We start from the raw sequence: 17,544 nt of genomic DNA, 5'->3' as shown, positions 1-17,544 counted from the left end.
TCCATGGCAAGCAATCTCTCCAACACCACGGAGGAACAACGTCCGGTACGCCATAAGGTCGAAGGGCCTAAGAAACACATCATTTCCTTTATCTTCTCGATCCTGCTGACACTGATCGCATTCGCGGCAGTTGCCGGCGGTGAGATTAACAAAGACTTCATTTACATCATTCTTATCGGCTGCGCAATCTTGCAAGTCTTTGTACAGATGGCGTTCTGGATGCATATGAAGGATCGCGGTCACACTTTCGCGATAATCGGTATTTTGTTTGGCGTATTCGTCGTATTCACTTGTGTTATCATGGCTGAGTATTGGGCTTGGTGGTAACATTAACGCATAATTGAAAAGAGGAGGGTTCCCAGCTTTCGGGTCCCTCCTCTTTTGCAGATATTTGAAAGGAGCTGTCATCAATGCTAGGCTTACAATATTTCAGCTTTGAAGAGTTGTGGACCCCATGGTTTATGTTCTTCATGATCGCCGTTGTGATTCTCTACTTCTATCTGATCGGACCATGGCGGGAGAAGCATGCACCACAGGAAGATAAGGCAACGATGTGGCAAAAGATCATGTTCGTAGCTGCAGCAATCATGTTCTACCTTGTACAAGGAGGGCCTTTCAACCTGATGGGCCACATGATGTTTACGTTCCATATGATCGATATGTCTGTCTCATATTTGATTGTGCCGCCTATGCTGCTTCTCTCGATTCCCAGCTTCATTTGGCTGCGTATGTTTGCTGCCCAAAGCTGGAAGAAGCTTAGCTTTATGATGCATCCAATCGCTTCGATTTTAATGTTTAATATGCTGTTCTCCATGTACCATGTGCCGCTTATCAATGACTACGTGATGACGCATTTTTGGCTTCACAGACTTGTCTATCTTATCTTGCTAGTTGCTGCCATGTTGATGTGGGCGCAGATTGCGAACCCTGTTCCTGCTTGGAATCGACTGACTGATCTGAAGAAGATGGCTTACGTATTTGCGAATGGTGTATTATTAACACCTGCATGTGCCTTTATTATTTTCGCCAGCACTCCGATGTATGCAGTGTATAGTGATCCCGATACTTGGGTGAAAGCAATGGGGTATTGCGTATCCGGTGATCCATCCGTGCTGCTTGAGAAGTTTAGTGGTCCGCAGTTCTTTAATCTTCTTTCCAGTCCGGCGGAGGATCAACAGCTTGGCGGTATCGTCATGAAGCTGCTGCAAGAGTTCATGTATGGCGTAATATTGGCCTATATCTTCTTCCATTGGTTCAAACGTGAGCATAAGGATGACGATGTAACAAATGTGACAAATGAAGCGCCAATTGAGTTACCCAACTTGAATAAAGGCACGGTATAATAGAGCAGAGCAGAGCGTTTGCTTACGATGCAAGAATCATCACGAACATCTAGTCTTAGACATTCGTGTGATAATTCTTTTTAGGTGGGATAACCATTGGACAAGTACACACTTTTTCCTACGATCAGTACAACCTTTATTGTCATTAGTGCGATTCTGGTCGCGATCGGCTGGAATCTGGCAATTAAACGGAAGCTCGATCAACATAAGAAGGTAATGATTGCAGCGGCTATTGCTGCGGTTATATTCTTCATCATCTACTCATCACGGACGATTATTGTTGGTAATACTGAATGGGGTGGACCAGATAATCTGAAGCCGTATTACTTAACCTTCCTGATCTTCCACATCGTCCTAGCTACGGTTGCGGCGGGGTTCGGTATAACAACACTTGTGCTAGGTTTTAACAGCAAATTTGCGAAGCACAGGAAGTGGGGACGTGTTACTTCGGTGATTTGGTTCTTTACCGCCATAACAGGTGTTGCCGTATATATCCTTCTCTACATGATGTATCCGGGTGGACATACTAAACCGATGATTGATGCCATTTTTGGCTAGTAGAACATTTAAAAAAAGAATGCCTGACTCTCAGTTTTAGAGACAGGCATTCTTTTTTTAAATCGTTAGAAGAATTTTTGGTAATATCTGTTGACTCTTACCTTTTCTGCACATATACTGTGCTTATGAATATATACAGTATAATGACTGTGCTTTGGAAGGAGAGGGGCATTTGAATACGCGGCAAGGAGCTTGGCATATTGCCAAGCATGAGCTAAGCAGAGACTGGATTGGGATCGTATTTACCGCTTTATTTTGCGTATATCTCTCTTTGATCACTATTGGAGTATACAACGATGAGGATGGTGCTAAAGCACTGCCATGGATACTGGACACTGTCTTCATCGTAACGTTTCCAAGTCTCGGATTTGTCATGAATCGAACAACGATGAAGTTCTGGAAGGATGACACCTTCACAGGTAAACTGGCGGAGTGGAGGACACTGCCAATTCCACTTACTCAACTGGTAATAGGCAGATTGATGCAGCTGGTTATTGTACTGACGGTGGTGCTTACGTTATTTTTCACTTTTCAATATATACTCGTTGACCGTCTACATGATCAAATTTCAATTGGTGCTTATCTTTTATTCGCTTTATTTTGGTACTTCTATGCGTTATCGATGGCGGTTACTTATGTGTATTGGGAAATTGGACATACGGGAAAAGTATACGCGTTATTCTGCTATATCAGTGTTGTGGTGTTTGCCTTGATTTGTCTGGTGATTGGCCTCGCTAAGGCCAGCGTTGTGCTGGGTCTTCTCAATGAAGTCAAAGAGGGGCACTGGTGGTATACGGCAGCAGCTTTTCTTGTATGCGTCATTACCTTATTCTCGGGATTTAGGATCATCAAGAAGCGGCTTAAGCATCGTCATTATATAAATAAGAAAATATCGATAAGCTCCTGATTGGAAGAGGGTGAAGCCGTGTGGCTGCCAATTCATATTAACGAACAAAGTGCGGAACCGCTCTATTACCAGATTGAAGTGCAACTAAGAGCACTGATCGTAAGCGGGCAGCTGGAAGAAGGAACTTTATTACCCTCCATAAGGGAGCTTGCGCAGCTGCTCAAATGCAGTGTCATTACCGTACGGCGTGTCTATCAGGATCTTGAGAATGAAGGACTTCTTCGAACGAAACAAGGAACCGGAACTTATGTAGCCCGCATCGAACAGAATGCGATGGACCGATTTCGTCTGGATGCTGTAATTGAAGGAATAGAGTCGGCTATTGATGCCGGTAAGCTTGTGCAATGTACGAAGGAAGAGCTGATGGAGCTGTTCCAAGAGATACTTAAGCGAAAATATGGGGGGTAAAGGATGACGGACAATGCGATAAGTCTGATAGATGTGGAGTTGAGACGCCCACATTTTCAACTGGGACCTATTCACCTTGAAGTGCCGAGAGGCTATGTGACTGCCATTGTAGGGCCAAATGGTTCAGGCAAAAGCTCCACATTCCGGCTGATCCTCGATTTGATGAAACCGGATAAGGGTGACATATATCTGCTTGGTGAGAGCATCGCGAGGGAGGAAGATTGGCAAACGAAAGGCAAAGTAGGCTATCTGCCGGAATTGTTCTCGCAGCATGATGATAAAGTTAAGGCTTCCTTTAAAACGGATTTTGTGAAGAAGTGGTACCCGAACTGGGATGTCAACCGCTATCAGGAGCTGCTTCGGCTATTTGAAGTAGATGACAGTATTAAGCTGGTCAGGATGTCCAAAGGGATGCGGCGCAAATACGAGTTGGCCTTGGTGCTATCCCATCATCCCGAGCTGCTGCTTCTCGATGAGCCTTCCTCTGGGCTTGATCCGCTGGCTTGGCGAACGATGATCGATGTGCTGCATCGCTACATGGAGCCTGGTGACCGTACGATTTTGATGGCTTCCCATATTGTTGAAGAAGTGAAGCGGCTCGCCGATTATATCGTATTTATGATTCATGGGCGGGTGCTGGGTGTATACGAGAAGGATGAGTTGTTTGGCAACTGGCATGCTTTCTATATGCAAGGTGATCGTAAAATTGCAGAGATGATGCCTGGGCAATGCGGAATTGAACAGGCTGGTGGCGGTATGCTGCGGGTGATTACACGGCGGGCTCCAGAGGCAGAGGTGTGGTGCGAGAAGGAAGAGATTACGATCACCCATCGGCAGACACTGCAACTGGATGATATTTTAGCCGTATTGGTAGAACAGGAACGGACAAGATTGAGATCATAGTCATGAGAATGCTTTCGAAGTAAGAATCGACAGCTGTTTGTGTGATCATTCTTTAAGCATATGCTTTCGAAGTAAGAATCATCACGAACAGCTAATCCTAGCTGTTTGTGTGATCATTCTTTTTAGGAGGAATAGAAGATGAAGCCATTAGTAGTAGACCAGGTGCATAAGCAGTATGGAGATAAAAAAGCGGTCAACGGGATCAGCTTTCAGGTTGAAGAGGGAGAGATTTACGGATTGCTGGGAGCAAATGGTGCCGGCAAAACAACTACGATGCGAATGGTACTTGGACTGATTTATCCGGACGAAGGAAAGATTTTGTACAATGGAAAACCATATACGAAAGAGCAGCTCCGCATGCTTGGTTATTTGCCGGAAGAGCGCGGGTTATATCCACGGGTGAAGGTGAGCGACCAATTAATCTATCTCGCGCAGCTGCGCGGGATGTTGAAGAAGGATGCAGATGCTAGTCTGAAGCAGTGGCTTGATCGGTTTGAAGTGCCGGAATATTACGGGAAGAGAGTCGAGGAGCTGTCCAAGGGCAATCAGCAGAAAATCCAGTTTATCGCTTCCGTCATTCATCGTCCTCGTATCGTTATTTTGGATGAAGCCTTCAGCGGCCTTGATCCAGTGAACGTTGAACTGCTCAAGTCTACGGTTAAGGAGCTTCGGGATTCCGGAACGTCGATGCTGTTCTCGACTCACCGTATGGAGCATGTGGAAGAGCTGTGCCGGAACATTACGATTCTTCACCGCTCGAATCCAGTTCTGCAAGGTAGTATAAGAGAGATTAAGAAACGTTATCCACGTGAAAAGGTAGTCTTGCGTACGGAAGATGAGGTTGCAGGCCTTGATGGGATCAGCGGTGTTACAGGTGTACAGAAGCATGAATACGGCTATGAAGTAGGCATTGAGAATGAAGCAGCGGCAGCGAATATTTTACGTCTTGCACTTGAACAGACGATCGTTAATAAGTTCGAAATTATGGAGCCAACGTTAAACGAAATCTTTATTAAAGCGGTAGGCGGTGATTTGCATGAATAGTTTCTGGACAGTAGCAGGCTTTACAATGAAAAATAAGTTTAAAGGGAAGTCTTTTCTGATTACGACTTTGATCTTTGTTGTTATCTTATGTATTGGTGCTAACTTGCCTTATATTATTTCGTTGTTTGATAAGAGCAGCGGCAAAGCCACAAGTATTGGTTATGCGATAGATGCTAGAGCAATAGAAGGAACCAAGATTGCGGAGCAGCTTAGAGAAACCTATGCAGGTCAGGAGAAGCCGGCTATTAAGTTGATCGAATTCCCGGACGCAGGCTCAACCGAGCAGAATGAGAAGGTTCTGAGAGATGCGGTCGCAGATAAGACCATTAAAGGCTACCTCTTGTTTAGTTCAGTTAACGAGTCTGGTTTGCCTGACCTTACTTATAAATCGGAGAAGCAGCTAAGTGATAAGACAAGACAGACACTTGAACAGGGCATTCAAGTCGTGAAGACAGAAATGGTGCTCAAAAACAGCGGGTTGACCGATGAACAGAAGACAATGCTGCTCAGTCCGGTTGTTATTAACGCGTTGCAGATTTCAGCAGATGGTGCTGGTACAGGCAAGACAGAGGCCCAAAAAGGGGTCGATATCGGTTTTGTAACGTTCCTGCTCATGTTATTGTTCTTCGGAATTATGATCTCGGGACAAATGATTGCCTCAGAAATTACGGCTGAGAAAAGCTCGCGAGTAATGGAAATCATCGTAACAAGTGTATCGCCGCTTAAGCAGATGTTTGGTAAAATATTCGGCATATTCGTCGTAGGGCTGACGCAAATTCTGGCTTATGTTGTTGTCGTAATCATTAACATAAACTTGCCGCATAATAACTCGGCGTTCCAGCAATATGACATCGACTTGTCCAAAGTAGATCCGACTCTGCTCGTATATGGCTTGCTGTTCTATGTATTGGGCTTCTTGGTCTACGCATGCCTATTCGCCGCAGTTGGTTCAATCGTCAGCCGCACCGAGGATTTAGGTCAGGCGGTCATGCCGATCACGATGCTGTCGCTTGCCGGTTTTTATATCACGACATTCAGTATTTCTAATCCCGATACGATGCTTGTAAAGGTAACCTCATTTATCCCGTTCTTCTCGCCGTTCGTTATGCTGCTGCGAGTGGGACTCGCAAGCCCGCCAATCTGGCAGGTGCTCGTATCGATAGCGATCCTGGTTGTGAGCATTTACGCAGCAGGCTGGCTGTCGGCGAAGATCTATCGGACCGGCGTACTGCTGTACGGTAAACGGCCGAGCTGGAAAGAGCTTAGAAAAGCGATGAGAGCTTATAAGGTTTAATAAAGAAATACTTGGATTGTTGGGATACGTACTGAGACCACTGCAAAAGTCCATTTCTTTAGAAAAAGAATAGAATCAACGAAAAACGAGCCTCTAGAGTCGCTTCTAAGGCTCGTTTTTCGTTGAGTAATTATTATTAGCCTCTGATTTTGGTGGGTTTTCAAAATAGGTACTTATACAGGGCTCTCCATGCAAGATCATTTCTTAATGTCCAAGAAAATTAAGGATTAGATTGAAAAGTAACGTGTAGACTGAGAAAAAAGTTTAAGACCGCCGGAACTTCGTTAAGTGACGGGCAGGATAATGCAACTATCCAGATTATGAAATTAAACACGATAATACTAAGAATCAACATAACTCCACCAACCTTATAACATAAAGATGTTCCAAAATAAGGCTCGATGGAAGTCATATAAGAAGTGGATCGGGTGTATTTAAAAAAACAGAATCTATGACGTTAATGGCAATAAAATCATTCGCGCATACGAGCGCATCGCATCTGGTAATGCCTCCATCTCATGAATCCTCTGCTCAAGCCATTTAGGGTCTGCTATTAACCGGTCTGCTTCGGTGATGCTATAACTGTCATCAGGTTTAATACCTGAAGTTTTCAGAGCAAGGTTGAATCCGACCCATCGTTCATGGTTTTCCTCCTTGAGTTTTTTGTATTTTCATGACGGACGGGGTTTGTTTAATTCCTCCCTTCTTAATCCGAGATTTGTAAGCGCTTATATTTTTCTGAATATGTAAAAACGTTTCTCTCCACCTATCGTGTACTGTAGTTAGATTTTCATCGGTTTCCTTTCATAGTGCTCTGTTTTATTCTTTAAATTTTCTGGCTATCTCCTGAATGATTTTATATGCTCCAAAAATCAAAAGAACAGATCAGATCAAATTGAAATCATTCCAAAGCAGGCTAGATTAAATTGATGATAAACTTACAAAGGGGGTTGTTCATAGTTGAGGAAAAGGTATTCGGGAGCATTCAAGTTGTTTATGTCGCTTACGCTGGTATTAACCCTATTTCTGCAGGTAGTGACTCCAGTTAAAGCAGAAGAATCCATCGATCAGAGCAAGGCCGGGGTGCAAACGATTGACAAGGATGTAACTACGAACGGGGAGACTAGTTGGAGTTCCAATCTGTCTGGTTGGACAAAAAAGGAAGGGATTGATTGGTCAGACGTTCCAGGCGGGAAGCTGATATCTTCTGCCGCCCAAAACACGATGATGCTAGCAGAAGGCAATTGGACAAATTTCCGTTATGATGCGGAAATGACATTCAAGAGCAATAATGGTCATGCATCGTTGGTATTCCGTGCTGACGCGAGTGGTTGGGATTCCTACAAGCTTCAGCTCGAGCCTTCGCAAAACGCGATCCGATTGACGGGGCCGGGCGGGTTAACCAATACCTATACTCCTGCTTCTCCACTTGTGACGGATACCTCTTACAAGCTAAGTGTCGTTGCCGAGGATACCTCCATTAAAGTTTATTTCGGCTCCATAGAGACGCCAATATTTGATGTGACAAATAGTTCCCGGGGAACAGGACAGCTCGGCATTCTTGTATGGGATGGCGATGTTCTGCTTCAGAACGTGAACGCCGAGCAGATTACCTCGTCTGTTCCGGGCTTCCAAACGAATCTGACGGGTTGGGGCTATGGCGGGGATTCAGGCTCCCACGAAGATACGGAAGAAGGGCTCAAGCTCGATTCTTCAGGCAATTATTTTGCAATCGACGAAGCGATTTCCGATAATTCTCAAATAGATGCGGATGTAAAGTTCGCCAAGGATAGCGGTGTTGGTTCACTCGTTTTCCGGTCCAACGACAACGGCTGGAAGTCTTATATGGTTCAACTGGATCCAGCCCAAGATAAGCTGCGTCTGTTAAATTCGGATGATCAGGCGCCTAATCGGCTTTTTCAAGAGCAGAACGTAGAAATAGATATAAATACGGTGTACAAACTCCAGGTCAGGGCTGAGGGGGAGAAGCTGAACGTATACTGGAACGGTGAGGAAACACCTGTTTTCAGTATAAATGATAGCGCTTACTCGAGTGGGCGAATTGGTCTTCATGTTTATAACACCCAAGCCGTGTTCCAGCATGTGATGATCAAGGATCTTAACGCCCCTTATCCGGGAGTATCTTCAAATGTCGGAGGCTGGTCACAGAAGGAAACCGGGACGTTTGAAGAAACGGCAGAAGGGCTCAAGCTATCTTCGGACGGCAATTTCTTTACCATGTCGGACAAGACGGTAGCTGATGCGGCTTTTGAAGCCGATATCGCCTTTAAGAGCGAACAAGGCGTTGCCTCGCTGGTGCTAAGATCGAATGATAGTGGTTGGGAGTCGTACATGGTGCAGATCGTGCGCGGTGATTCTCCTGGCAAGGCGACGATCAGGCTGCTCAATTCAAATGAAAGTTCGCCTGGCCGGCTTTATAAGGAAGTGGAAGTCGAATGGGCTACAGGTCAAGCCTATCATTTGAAGGCAGTGGCAGAAGGCTCGCAGTTGCGGGTGTACTGGAACAGAGAGGCGGTCCCGGTCTTGAGTGCCGAGGACGCCTCCTACGCTAGCGGCCTGTTCGGCTTACATGTCTATGATGCGACCGTCGTCTTTCAAAATATTTACGTAGATGACCCATCCGTACATTGGAACGGATTGAAAAGCAACTTAGAGGGCTGGCAGCTCCGCGGAATTGGAGATGCGAGCTCCGATGCGAACGGACTTAAGCTTAGCTCCCAAGGTCATCTCTCCGCACTCGCGACGACGACCGGTAGTGACTTGGAGTACGAAGCGGATCTGAAGATCGTCACGCCCGGGGCTTCAGCGGGGCTGTTGTTGCGTGCGGATAACACCGGGAGAAACGGGTATCTGGCAGAACTGGATCTAGGGTCTCAGAAGCTTCGTCTTTTCTCTTTGAATGAGGCCAGGGGAAGTGAACTGTTGGCTGAGGCGCCTGTTGTCATCACGACGGAAGTAACGTACCGACTACGCCTAAAAGCCGAAGGGCATACCGTGAAAGTGTATTGGGACGGGAAATACGACCCCTTGCTGCAGGCACAAACATCTACATACGCCAGTGGGCGTTTGGGGCTGTATAGCCATGGAGGATCTGTGTATTTTCAGAGCGTGATGGTGAACGAGCCTGCAACAAATCTGCAAAACTGGAACACAGTTAGCGGCATTTGGCAACCTCACTTAAATGGCATCCGGGGGGACAGTGAGAATGGCGAATGGTCGATTCGGACGGCGCTCGTACCGCAGAGCGCTTCGGAAGATGATGGCGACCTGATACTGGAAGGCGATCTCATCAGGGGGAAAGAAACGCCAGGCGTGACGGCGGCTCTGCAGTTACGGGCTAGCGTGGATGGCACGCGAGGGTATCTGCTTGCAGCGGGACCGGATCATGCGATATCCCTGTTGAAAAAAGACCGGAACAATGTGACTGTCGAGGCCGAAAGCGAAGCGCCGGAGCTTTCCACTGGCAAACCGCACCACATAGAGGCGATCATAAAAGGCGCTTCGATAACGGTGTATGTGGATGGATATGCGGCCCCTGTATTGGAGTGGGAGGGGCTGGAGAACGAATTTAGCGAAGATGTCGTTGGGATAGCAGTGAAAGATGGCATATCCTATTTTCAAAATATATACGCAACACCATTAGACCAGTATTATGAAGAACTATACCGTCCTGAATATCATTACTCGCCTGTTCGAGGTTCTGCGAGCGATCCTAACGGACTTGTCTATTTCAAAGGGGAATACCATTTGTTCCATCAGGACGGAGGTCAGTGGGCGCATTCGATCAGCACGGATTTGCTGCACTGGAAGAAGATGCCTATCGCTTTGAAGTGGAACGATCTGGGCCACATCTGGTCTGGCTCAGTGGTAGCCGATCTTAATAATGATTCAGGCTTATTTGGGGATGTAGGCGGTCAAGGCCTTATAGCCTACTATACGTCGTACAATCCCGATAAACCCGGCGGCAATCAGAAGGTGGGCATGGCCTACAGCAAGGACAACGGCCGAACATGGGAGTACTATGGCAACGAAGCTATCGTTCCTAATCCCGGCGGCAAAGATGGCGGCTGGGACTTCCGCGATCCGAAGGTCGTGCGCGATGATGAGAACAACCGCTGGGTCATGGTCATCTCTGGTGGCGACAATATTCATTTTCTAACTTCCGTCGATTTGATTCATTGGCAGCGCACCGATCAATTCGGATTCAATGAGATTTCTGTTGGGGGCGAATGGCAGGAAGGCGTTTGGGAGTGCCCCGACCTCTTCCCTCTTACGGTAGAGGGCGGCACGGTACGTAAATGGGTGCTAATGATCAGCACGGGAGCAAATCCGAAGACGCAAGGTTCGGAAAGCCGTTACTTTATTGGAGAATTGACAAAGGATGGTAAGTTCGTCAATGACAATCCGGTCAGAACAATGCTTAAAATAGAGTACGGTAAAGAAATGTACGCTTCCATGACGTTTCAGAATGCCCCAAACAACCGACGTATAATGATGGCGTGGATGACGAACTGGGACTACCCGTTCAGCTTTCCTACTTCACCCTGGAAAGGCGAACTGTCGATACCTCGTGAGCTTTATCTGGTAGATACGGATGAGGGGCTTCGTCTTGCCCAGCGGCCCGTGAGCGAGCTGGAATCGTTGCAAGGCGAACCACTGACCTGGAGTAACGAGAGCGTGACGCCACAGACGACAAACCTTCTAACTGGCTTTTCCGGAAGCGCCTACGAAGTCGAGGCGGAGCTGGAGCTGCCTGAATCAGGAGCGGCGTCGGAGTTTGGGTTTCAGGTGCGCGAGGGCGGAGATCAAAAGACGGTTGTAGGTTATCGATCAGCTACAAGTACGCTGTTTGTGGATCGCTCGAAAGCTGGATTCAATAATTTTTCGGATAAATTTACAACCCTTCATGAGGCAATTGTCAAGCCGGTCAACCGCACCATCAGCTTGCGGCTCTTGATTGACGAATCTTCGTTTGAAGTATTTGCAGATGGAGGCAAAAAGACCTTTACCGAATTAATATTCCCGGACGGCGCTAGGAACGGTCTAAGTTTGTATGCTAAAGGCGGAGAGATCAAAGTCGTCTCGTTGAAAGTATATCCGCTGCGTAATGTTTGGAAGCCAGCTACGTTAGACGGAACAACAGTTGCAAGTGAAATCCGGCTGGATAGGGATTCCGTTGAGATTGGCGTTGGAGAAGAGAGTCGTATGTATGCCACGGCTGTACCCTATACAGCAACGGATAAAAAGCTGATCTGGACATCGGCAAATCCCTCCGTTGCCACTGTAACTACAGACGGGGCTGGCGTTGCGGTTGTGAAGGCTATTGCACAAGGTGAGACAAGCGTAACGGTAGCTTTGGCGAACGGAGCAGTGAAACGAACCTTTAAGGTGTCGGTCGGAGCCTTTACGACTAACTTGAAGGACTGGAAGGCTTATCCACTTTCGGAATGGGTTCCGACAGCGCAAGGTATTCGCGGCTTCTATGGCTCTGATGCGGCTTACATGTCAACCAAACAGGCGGCGGACTTCGTATATGAGACCGATGTCAAGCTTACCGATAGTGGTGCCGCCTCTATTCTATTTAGGGCAAATGCGGACGGAACAGCAGGATATTATTTTAATCTGGATCCCAATCTGCGAATGTTGCGACTTTTCTACAAAGCTCCCGGTAAATCGGACGTCGAGGATCGTATGGTATTGGCCAAAGTTCCTCGCGTACTGGATAGAAACCGGAGTTACCATGTCAAGATCGTGGCAACGGGCAGATTAATTCACATTGAACTGGATGGAGAGCAGGTCATTCATCTTATTGACGATACTTACAGCCAAGGATACTTCGGATTGAATGTTTTTGGAGGTTACGTCTATTATCAAAATACGATTGTAGCCGGAGATACACTGCCCGATACGAGGAAATATAGCCTTACGAGTGTAGCGGACGGCCGTGTATTGGGCGTCGATTCTCAAGACAACTTTGCGCGACTGAAATCCGTAGTCTACTCAGGCGGAAACAATGAGCAATGGGTCATCGTGCCGCTTGCAAACGGTGACTATTCGATTCGATCCGCGTCGAGCGGTAAGGCGCTGGATTGGGATACGGGCCAGAATATTATTCAGCTCTATCCTTATCTCGGGTACGATAATCAGCGCTGGCAGTTGATCGAAAACGAAAATGGGACGTATTCAATCACTTCCAAGAAAAATCCCGAACTGTCGTTGAAGGCAAACGTAACAGGAGATATCGCCCTTGTCGCAAAAGACGTCACCGATTCGAGTCAACAATGGCGGATGCAAGAAATTAACCCCCCCGTCGAGCCGAGTGATGGCGGAAATGGCGGGGATCCGATTAATGAAGGTAAGGGATCAGAGGCAGGCTCAGTAGCCAATGACATTGCCGAGTTGCTTGCAGATGGCAAGACATCTGATTTTGCTCACATCAAGGAGATCTCCCGGGACGGGAAACCGATGATCGAGATCACCATTGACGACGGCAAGCTTAACACTTTGCTAGGAGCGATCGACGTTCCGAAAATGGATATAAAAGTTAAAAAACCTCAAGATGTATTGATTAAAGGTTTAACAGTGAAGGACCTTAAGCGGTTGGCAGCGTCGCAGGCGGTGTTAACGATCCATACACCTCAAGCGATAATAGCGCTCCAACCCGCAGGTTTGGACCTAGAGTCAACACAAAGCACGACAAATACGGTTCTCGCTCCGATTGAGCTCTCGATCCGGAAGGCAGACAAAGAACTGATTGCCGTTTCTAAGGAAAAGGCGGCAGCTGGCGGATACAAGTTGCTGAGCGCCCCCCTCGCTGTCGATTTGGTCCGCTTGGTGGACGACAAAAGACAGGTATTGCAATTTAATCGTTACAATCCTGTACTGCTGTCGCTTCCCGATGGTATGGGGGATTCGGCGGCGTTAACCGCTGTATCGATTCAGTCCGATGGAACTGCAAGTCATCTGCCTACGACCATAGTAAAAGTTGATGGTGTGAAGTATGCAAAGGCGCAGGAGAGGAGCGGCCTCCGCACATACGCACTCGCTTCTGGTCAAGGCGCTTTCTCTGATACAGYGGATAATTGGGCGAACAACGTCATTCATATGGCTGGGGAGAGACTTCTGATTAACGGCGTTGGACAGGGACACTTCCTTCCCAATGGGGAGATTACGCGCGAACAGTTCGCAACCATAACAGCACGTGGCCTAGGGCTGATGGATACGGGGAGCGCGGATTTTGTAGTCGCTTCGACACTCAAGAAATATGATATCTTTGAAGGCTATGAGGACGGTACGTTCCACGGGAGTGATCTGATATCACGGGAGCAGGCAATAGTCGCTATATACCGTTCAATGAAGCTGATTCAAGGCGAATTTACTCATCCACTTACTTCGCAGCAACAGGCCAAGGCGCTGTCTGGCTTCAAGGATGTCGGCAAATTAGCCCCATGGGCTCACGAAGCTGCGGCTAATTTAATTCAAAACGGCATCTTGACTGGCAACGACGGAGGAGAGCTTAATCCGGCGGCGACGCTGACACGGGGGGAAGCAACCGTACTGATATGCCGTCTGCTTCAGTCAACCGGCTATATTGATAAACAGTCGAATTGAATACATGTCGGGATGAAGTTTGTATAAGATAGTCACCTTGGCAGTTAAATGATGAACGACTTGAACCTTCTGAATATTTTGCAACTCAGGAACCGAGCATATTGAATTATTAAGCGCTCTCTTAAATGATACGATGTTATTGCAAACAACCACAATAGAGAGAGGGGCATTATCCTTGAAAAAGTCAAAACTTGCTGCCATCGGCACAAGCACGCTGCTCATCACTGCCTTCCTTGCAGGCTGCTCATCCAACAACAATGTGAACACCGCCAGCCCGTCGGGAACTGCTTCAGGGAGCACATCTACGTCGTCTGCGTCGGCTTCTGACAAGCCCACATCCGGCGAGCAGGTCAAGCTGACCTTCTGGCGCAACTCCGGCAATGACGCCGAAAACTCCGCTTACGATCAATTGGTGAAGGCATTCAATGCGAACAATCCAGACATCAAGGTCGAGATGAGCCCGATTCCTTATTCGGACTACGACGCGAAGCTCCGGACCTCGATCGCAGCTAACAATCCGCCGGATATTATGGCGATCGATGCACCGAACATGGCATCCTACGCGCATTCAGGAGCATTGCAATCCTTGACGGATTATTTCAAGGCGGACGGCAATCTCGACGATATACCGGCGGGAACAATTGGGGCCTATACGTACAAGGACAACATCTACATGGCGCCGCTTACCGAATCGTCCATCGCTCTTTTCTACAATAAGAAGATGTTCGAGGCAGCAGGTATTCCGCTACCGTCCAAAAACCCGGATGAGCCGATGACTTGGGATCAAGTACGCGAAGCGGCAATTAAGCTGACCGACGCGAAAAAGGGCATTTACGGCATCGATCCGGCCCAAGGCTTTGGGAACGCGGGAGCGACCGCTTACTTCAAGTACCCGATCATCTGGCAGTTTGGTGGGGAGATCATGGACAAGGACGGTACGACATCTAAGGGCTACCTGGATATGCCGGAGACGAAGAAAGCGGTACAGTTCTTCGCGGATCTGTATAATAAGGACAAGGTATCGGCGCTGGAGTACCCGCCGGATCCGTTCCCTACAGGCAAGCTTGCGATGACGGTCGACGGCTCCTGGTCGTTGTCCTACTTGGCAGAGAAGTTCCCGAATTTCAAGCTCGGCGAAGATTGGGACATCGCGCCGCTGCCTAAAGAAACGAAGCAAGCGGTTGCCAACGGCTCTTGGTCCCTCGCCATCTCTTCCAAGAGCAAGAACACGGACGCAGCCTGGAAGTTCGTGAACTACGTGACGGGAGCGGAAGGCTCCAAGCTGTACAGCAGCGTGACGAAGGATATTCCGGTTCGCTACTCCGTCGCGAAGCAGTTCCCGGAGCTGAACGAATATCCGAAGAACGTCTTTGTCATCCAGAACCAGAAATACGGCCGCTCGCGTCCGATTACCCCGATCTTCCCGCAGATGTCGGATGCCGTTAACAAGATGCTTGAAGAAGTAACGATTGGCAAACGCAACGTGGATACGGCGATTGCCGACGCCATCAAGAAGATCGACAAGGCTTACGCCGATATGCCAAAGTAAGAAGCAATCGATAACCTGAAAAAGACGATCCGCAAATAGCGGACGTCTTTTTCAGGCTTTTGCGTTCAAACTACTCTCAATCTTTCATTCACCGGAGGCCTGACGACATGTTCTACTCGCTTCGAAGCCGACTTATGGTTGCTTTCTCCATCCTGCTTATTTTCCCTTTCGTTTCGTTGGTCTATATTCTGACTTCCGAGTCGGCGAAGCTTATTAAGAATTCCCTTGAAGTATCTACTTCGGAGACGATCGAGCAGTACGCTTCCCACGTAACGACACTGATGAAGCAGTTGGAGGATATCGGCAACCAGGTTCTCGGAAGCTCGACTACCCAGACTTGGCTGGCCGATCTGCGCAATAGCGAAGCCCAGGAGAGAGAAGAACTGCTGTCGAAGCGCAGGGTGCGGGATTTTCTGTCCTCCTATGCGGTGAATAATTCCAACGGAATCTCGATCAGTCTTTTTACGGCAGTGAAGGGCGGACTGTGGACGCAGGACCGCACATATGAACAGCAGCCTTGGTTTCAGGATTACAGGGAGCAGGATGTGAAATGGACGGGGTCTCACCTGGACGAGGACCAGCCGGATGAGAGCATGAAGAGCCGGAGCGTGAACGGCTACCTGCTGCCTCTTGTTGAGCTTCAGACGTTTACCAGCGTAGGCATCATTAAGGTCAACTATCCGACGAGCGTGCTGCGGGATCCACTCGAACGGATTCATTTCGGCGAGACGGGCCGCGTCTTCCTGCTGGACGTCGATGGGAGGAGCGTGCTTGGCCAGCAGCTTACAGGAGAAGCGGCCATCTTGCAGGAAGGGGAAAGCAAGCTTGCGAAAGTCCGGCAGACCAAAGGAAAGCGAGAGAGGGAGAGCGGCGTGTTCGCCGTTCGAAATCAAGGCAAGCCTTACCTGGTCTTCTACCGGGAGCTGCCGGATCAGAACTGGACGATCATGGGCGTCGTGCCGGAACGGGAATTGTATGCGAAGCTGAACCGGATTAAGGAGACGATGCTGCTCGTAAGCGGAATTCTGCTGGTGATCGTGCTTGTCGTGGCATTCGGCCTGTCCAAAAGCGTCACGAATCCCCTTACGCGAATGGCCCGATCCATGAAGCTTGTAAAGCGAGGCGAGTTCGACGAAGCGATTAAACAGATGCCCAACATCCAGCGGGGGCACAGTGAGATCGGTTATGTAACCGGTGCTTTCGGACAGATGACACACCAGCTGAAGTACCTGATCGAAACGGAATACGAGACGAACCTGAGGCGTAAAAACGCCGAATACAAAGCGCTGCTGCTGCAGATCAACCCGCATTTTTACAACAATACGCTCGAAATTATTAGCGGTCTGGCCGCGATGAAGCGCAATGACCTCGTAATGGATGCAACCGAAGCGCTGGGGCAGATGATGCGGTATTCGCTGGATTTGAGCTCTGATCAGGTGTGGGTGCCGGAAGAACTCGATTATATCCGGGATTATTTGTTCATCCTAAAGCTAAGGTACGACGATCGACTACAGGTCCGGATCGAAGAGGCGCCAGGGGCTCGTGAACTTAAGATGCCTAAGTTTATTCTGCAGCCTTTGGTTGAGAATGCGGTTAAATACAGCTTGGAAAACGGGGAAAAGGCGATTGTTGAACTGGGGGCCGAGGCCCGCGACGGTTGGCTGTACTTGACCATCTCCGACAACGGAATCGGTATGAATAGGGAACTGGCAGCCGATTTGCAGAGGGGGCTGTCTGGAGCGGATACGACGGCGATCCTCCACACGGAGGGGAACAGCATCGGACTCCGAAACGTGCTGGCGCGCTGCCGGGTCCAATACGGCGATGCCTTTGAAGTCCAGATTGCTTCAACACCGGATTCCGGCACGACGATAACGATGCGGTTGCCCGCAAGCAGGAGTTGATC

General features: G+C 48.3%; 11 protein-coding genes. All 11 read left to right on the top strand.

The window, feature by feature from the left end:
- The first annotated feature begins 3 nt into the window (after nucleotides 1-3).
- The 11 genes from AB4Y93_RS11475 (at nucleotide 4) to AB4Y93_RS11425 (ending at nucleotide 17,542) form a co-directional block, all read left to right on the top strand.
- A complete protein-coding gene (locus AB4Y93_RS11475) occupies nucleotides 4-327 on the top strand; it encodes a cytochrome C oxidase subunit IV family protein (RefSeq protein ID WP_441891975.1) in 324 nt (107 codons plus the stop codon).
- 83 nt (nucleotides 328-410) lie between these two features.
- Nucleotides 411-1,343: a cytochrome c oxidase assembly factor CtaG gene (gene ctaG / locus AB4Y93_RS11470; protein ID WP_441891973.1), complete on the top strand. Its 933-nt coding sequence runs from the start codon at nucleotides 411-413 to the stop codon at nucleotides 1,341-1,343.
- A 96-nt stretch (nucleotides 1,344-1,439) separates the two neighbouring features.
- Complete coding sequence (locus AB4Y93_RS11465) at nucleotides 1,440-1,901, top strand: DUF420 domain-containing protein (protein ID WP_441891971.1); 462 nt, start codon at nucleotides 1,440-1,442, stop codon at nucleotides 1,899-1,901.
- 172 nt (nucleotides 1,902-2,073) lie between these two features.
- Entirely contained in the window at nucleotides 2,074-2,808 is a 735-nt protein-coding gene (locus AB4Y93_RS11460; protein ID WP_441891969.1) for a hypothetical protein, read from the top strand.
- An 18-nt stretch (nucleotides 2,809-2,826) separates the two neighbouring features.
- Nucleotides 2,827-3,216, top strand: coding sequence for a GntR family transcriptional regulator (locus AB4Y93_RS11455; RefSeq protein ID WP_441891967.1), 390 nt, complete (start codon nucleotides 2,827-2,829; stop codon nucleotides 3,214-3,216).
- Nucleotides 3,217-3,219: 3 nt separating this feature from the next.
- Nucleotides 3,220-4,119 carry an ABC transporter ATP-binding protein gene (locus AB4Y93_RS11450; protein WP_441891965.1) on the top strand — a complete coding sequence of 300 codons (900 nt, stop codon included), beginning with the start codon at nucleotides 3,220-3,222 and terminating at the stop codon, nucleotides 4,117-4,119.
- A gap of 138 nt (nucleotides 4,120-4,257) precedes the next feature.
- Entirely contained in the window at nucleotides 4,258-5,163 is a 906-nt protein-coding gene (locus AB4Y93_RS11445; RefSeq protein WP_441891963.1) for an ABC transporter ATP-binding protein, read from the top strand.
- The gene (locus AB4Y93_RS11440) at nucleotides 5,156-6,457 is read left to right on the top strand and encodes an ABC transporter permease (protein WP_441891961.1); all 1,302 of its coding nucleotides are present in this window, start codon (nucleotides 5,156-5,158) and stop codon (nucleotides 6,455-6,457) included. The genes AB4Y93_RS11445 and AB4Y93_RS11440 overlap by 8 nt, the downstream gene beginning before the upstream one ends.
- 960 nt (nucleotides 6,458-7,417) lie before the next feature.
- Nucleotides 7,418-14,089: a family 16 glycoside hydrolase gene (locus AB4Y93_RS11435; RefSeq protein WP_441891959.1), complete on the top strand. Its 6,672-nt coding sequence runs from the start codon at nucleotides 7,418-7,420 to the stop codon at nucleotides 14,087-14,089.
- 175 nt (nucleotides 14,090-14,264) lie between these two features.
- Nucleotides 14,265-15,638, top strand: coding sequence for an ABC transporter substrate-binding protein (locus tag AB4Y93_RS11430; RefSeq protein ID WP_441891958.1), 1,374 nt, complete (start codon nucleotides 14,265-14,267; stop codon nucleotides 15,636-15,638).
- Between the two features lie 107 nt (nucleotides 15,639-15,745).
- On the top strand, nucleotides 15,746-17,542 hold the full coding sequence (locus AB4Y93_RS11425) for a sensor histidine kinase (RefSeq protein ID WP_441891956.1): 1,797 nt from the start codon (nucleotides 15,746-15,748) through the stop codon (nucleotides 17,540-17,542).
- Nucleotides 17,543-17,544: the final 2 nt, after the last annotated feature.

Origin of the sequence: Paenibacillus sp. YAF4_2, from assembly GCF_052113225.1 — a bacterium.
Taxonomy (GTDB): domain Bacteria; phylum Bacillota; class Bacilli; order Paenibacillales; family Paenibacillaceae; genus Pristimantibacillus.
Note: the sequence above shows the minus strand (reverse complement) of the source record. Positions and strands in the feature narration are given on the sequence as shown.

Bases quoted from the DNA above. Each gene is read 5' to 3' on its own strand.
- AB4Y93_RS11475 (WP_441891975.1), top strand. From the start codon at position 4: ATGGCAAGCAATCTCTCCAACACCACGGAGGAACAACGTCCGGTACGC.
- ctaG (WP_441891973.1), top strand. From the start codon at position 411: ATGCTAGGCTTACAATATTTCAGCTTTGAAGAGTTGTGGACCCCATGG.
- AB4Y93_RS11450 (WP_441891965.1), top strand. From the start codon at position 3,220: ATGACGGACAATGCGATAAGTCTGATAGATGTGGAGTTGAGACGCCCA.
- AB4Y93_RS11445 (WP_441891963.1), top strand. From the start codon at position 4,258: ATGAAGCCATTAGTAGTAGACCAGGTGCATAAGCAGTATGGAGATAAA.
- AB4Y93_RS11440 (WP_441891961.1), top strand. From the start codon at position 5,156: ATGAATAGTTTCTGGACAGTAGCAGGCTTTACAATGAAAAATAAGTTT.
- AB4Y93_RS11425 (WP_441891956.1), top strand. From the start codon at position 15,746: ATGTTCTACTCGCTTCGAAGCCGACTTATGGTTGCTTTCTCCATCCTG.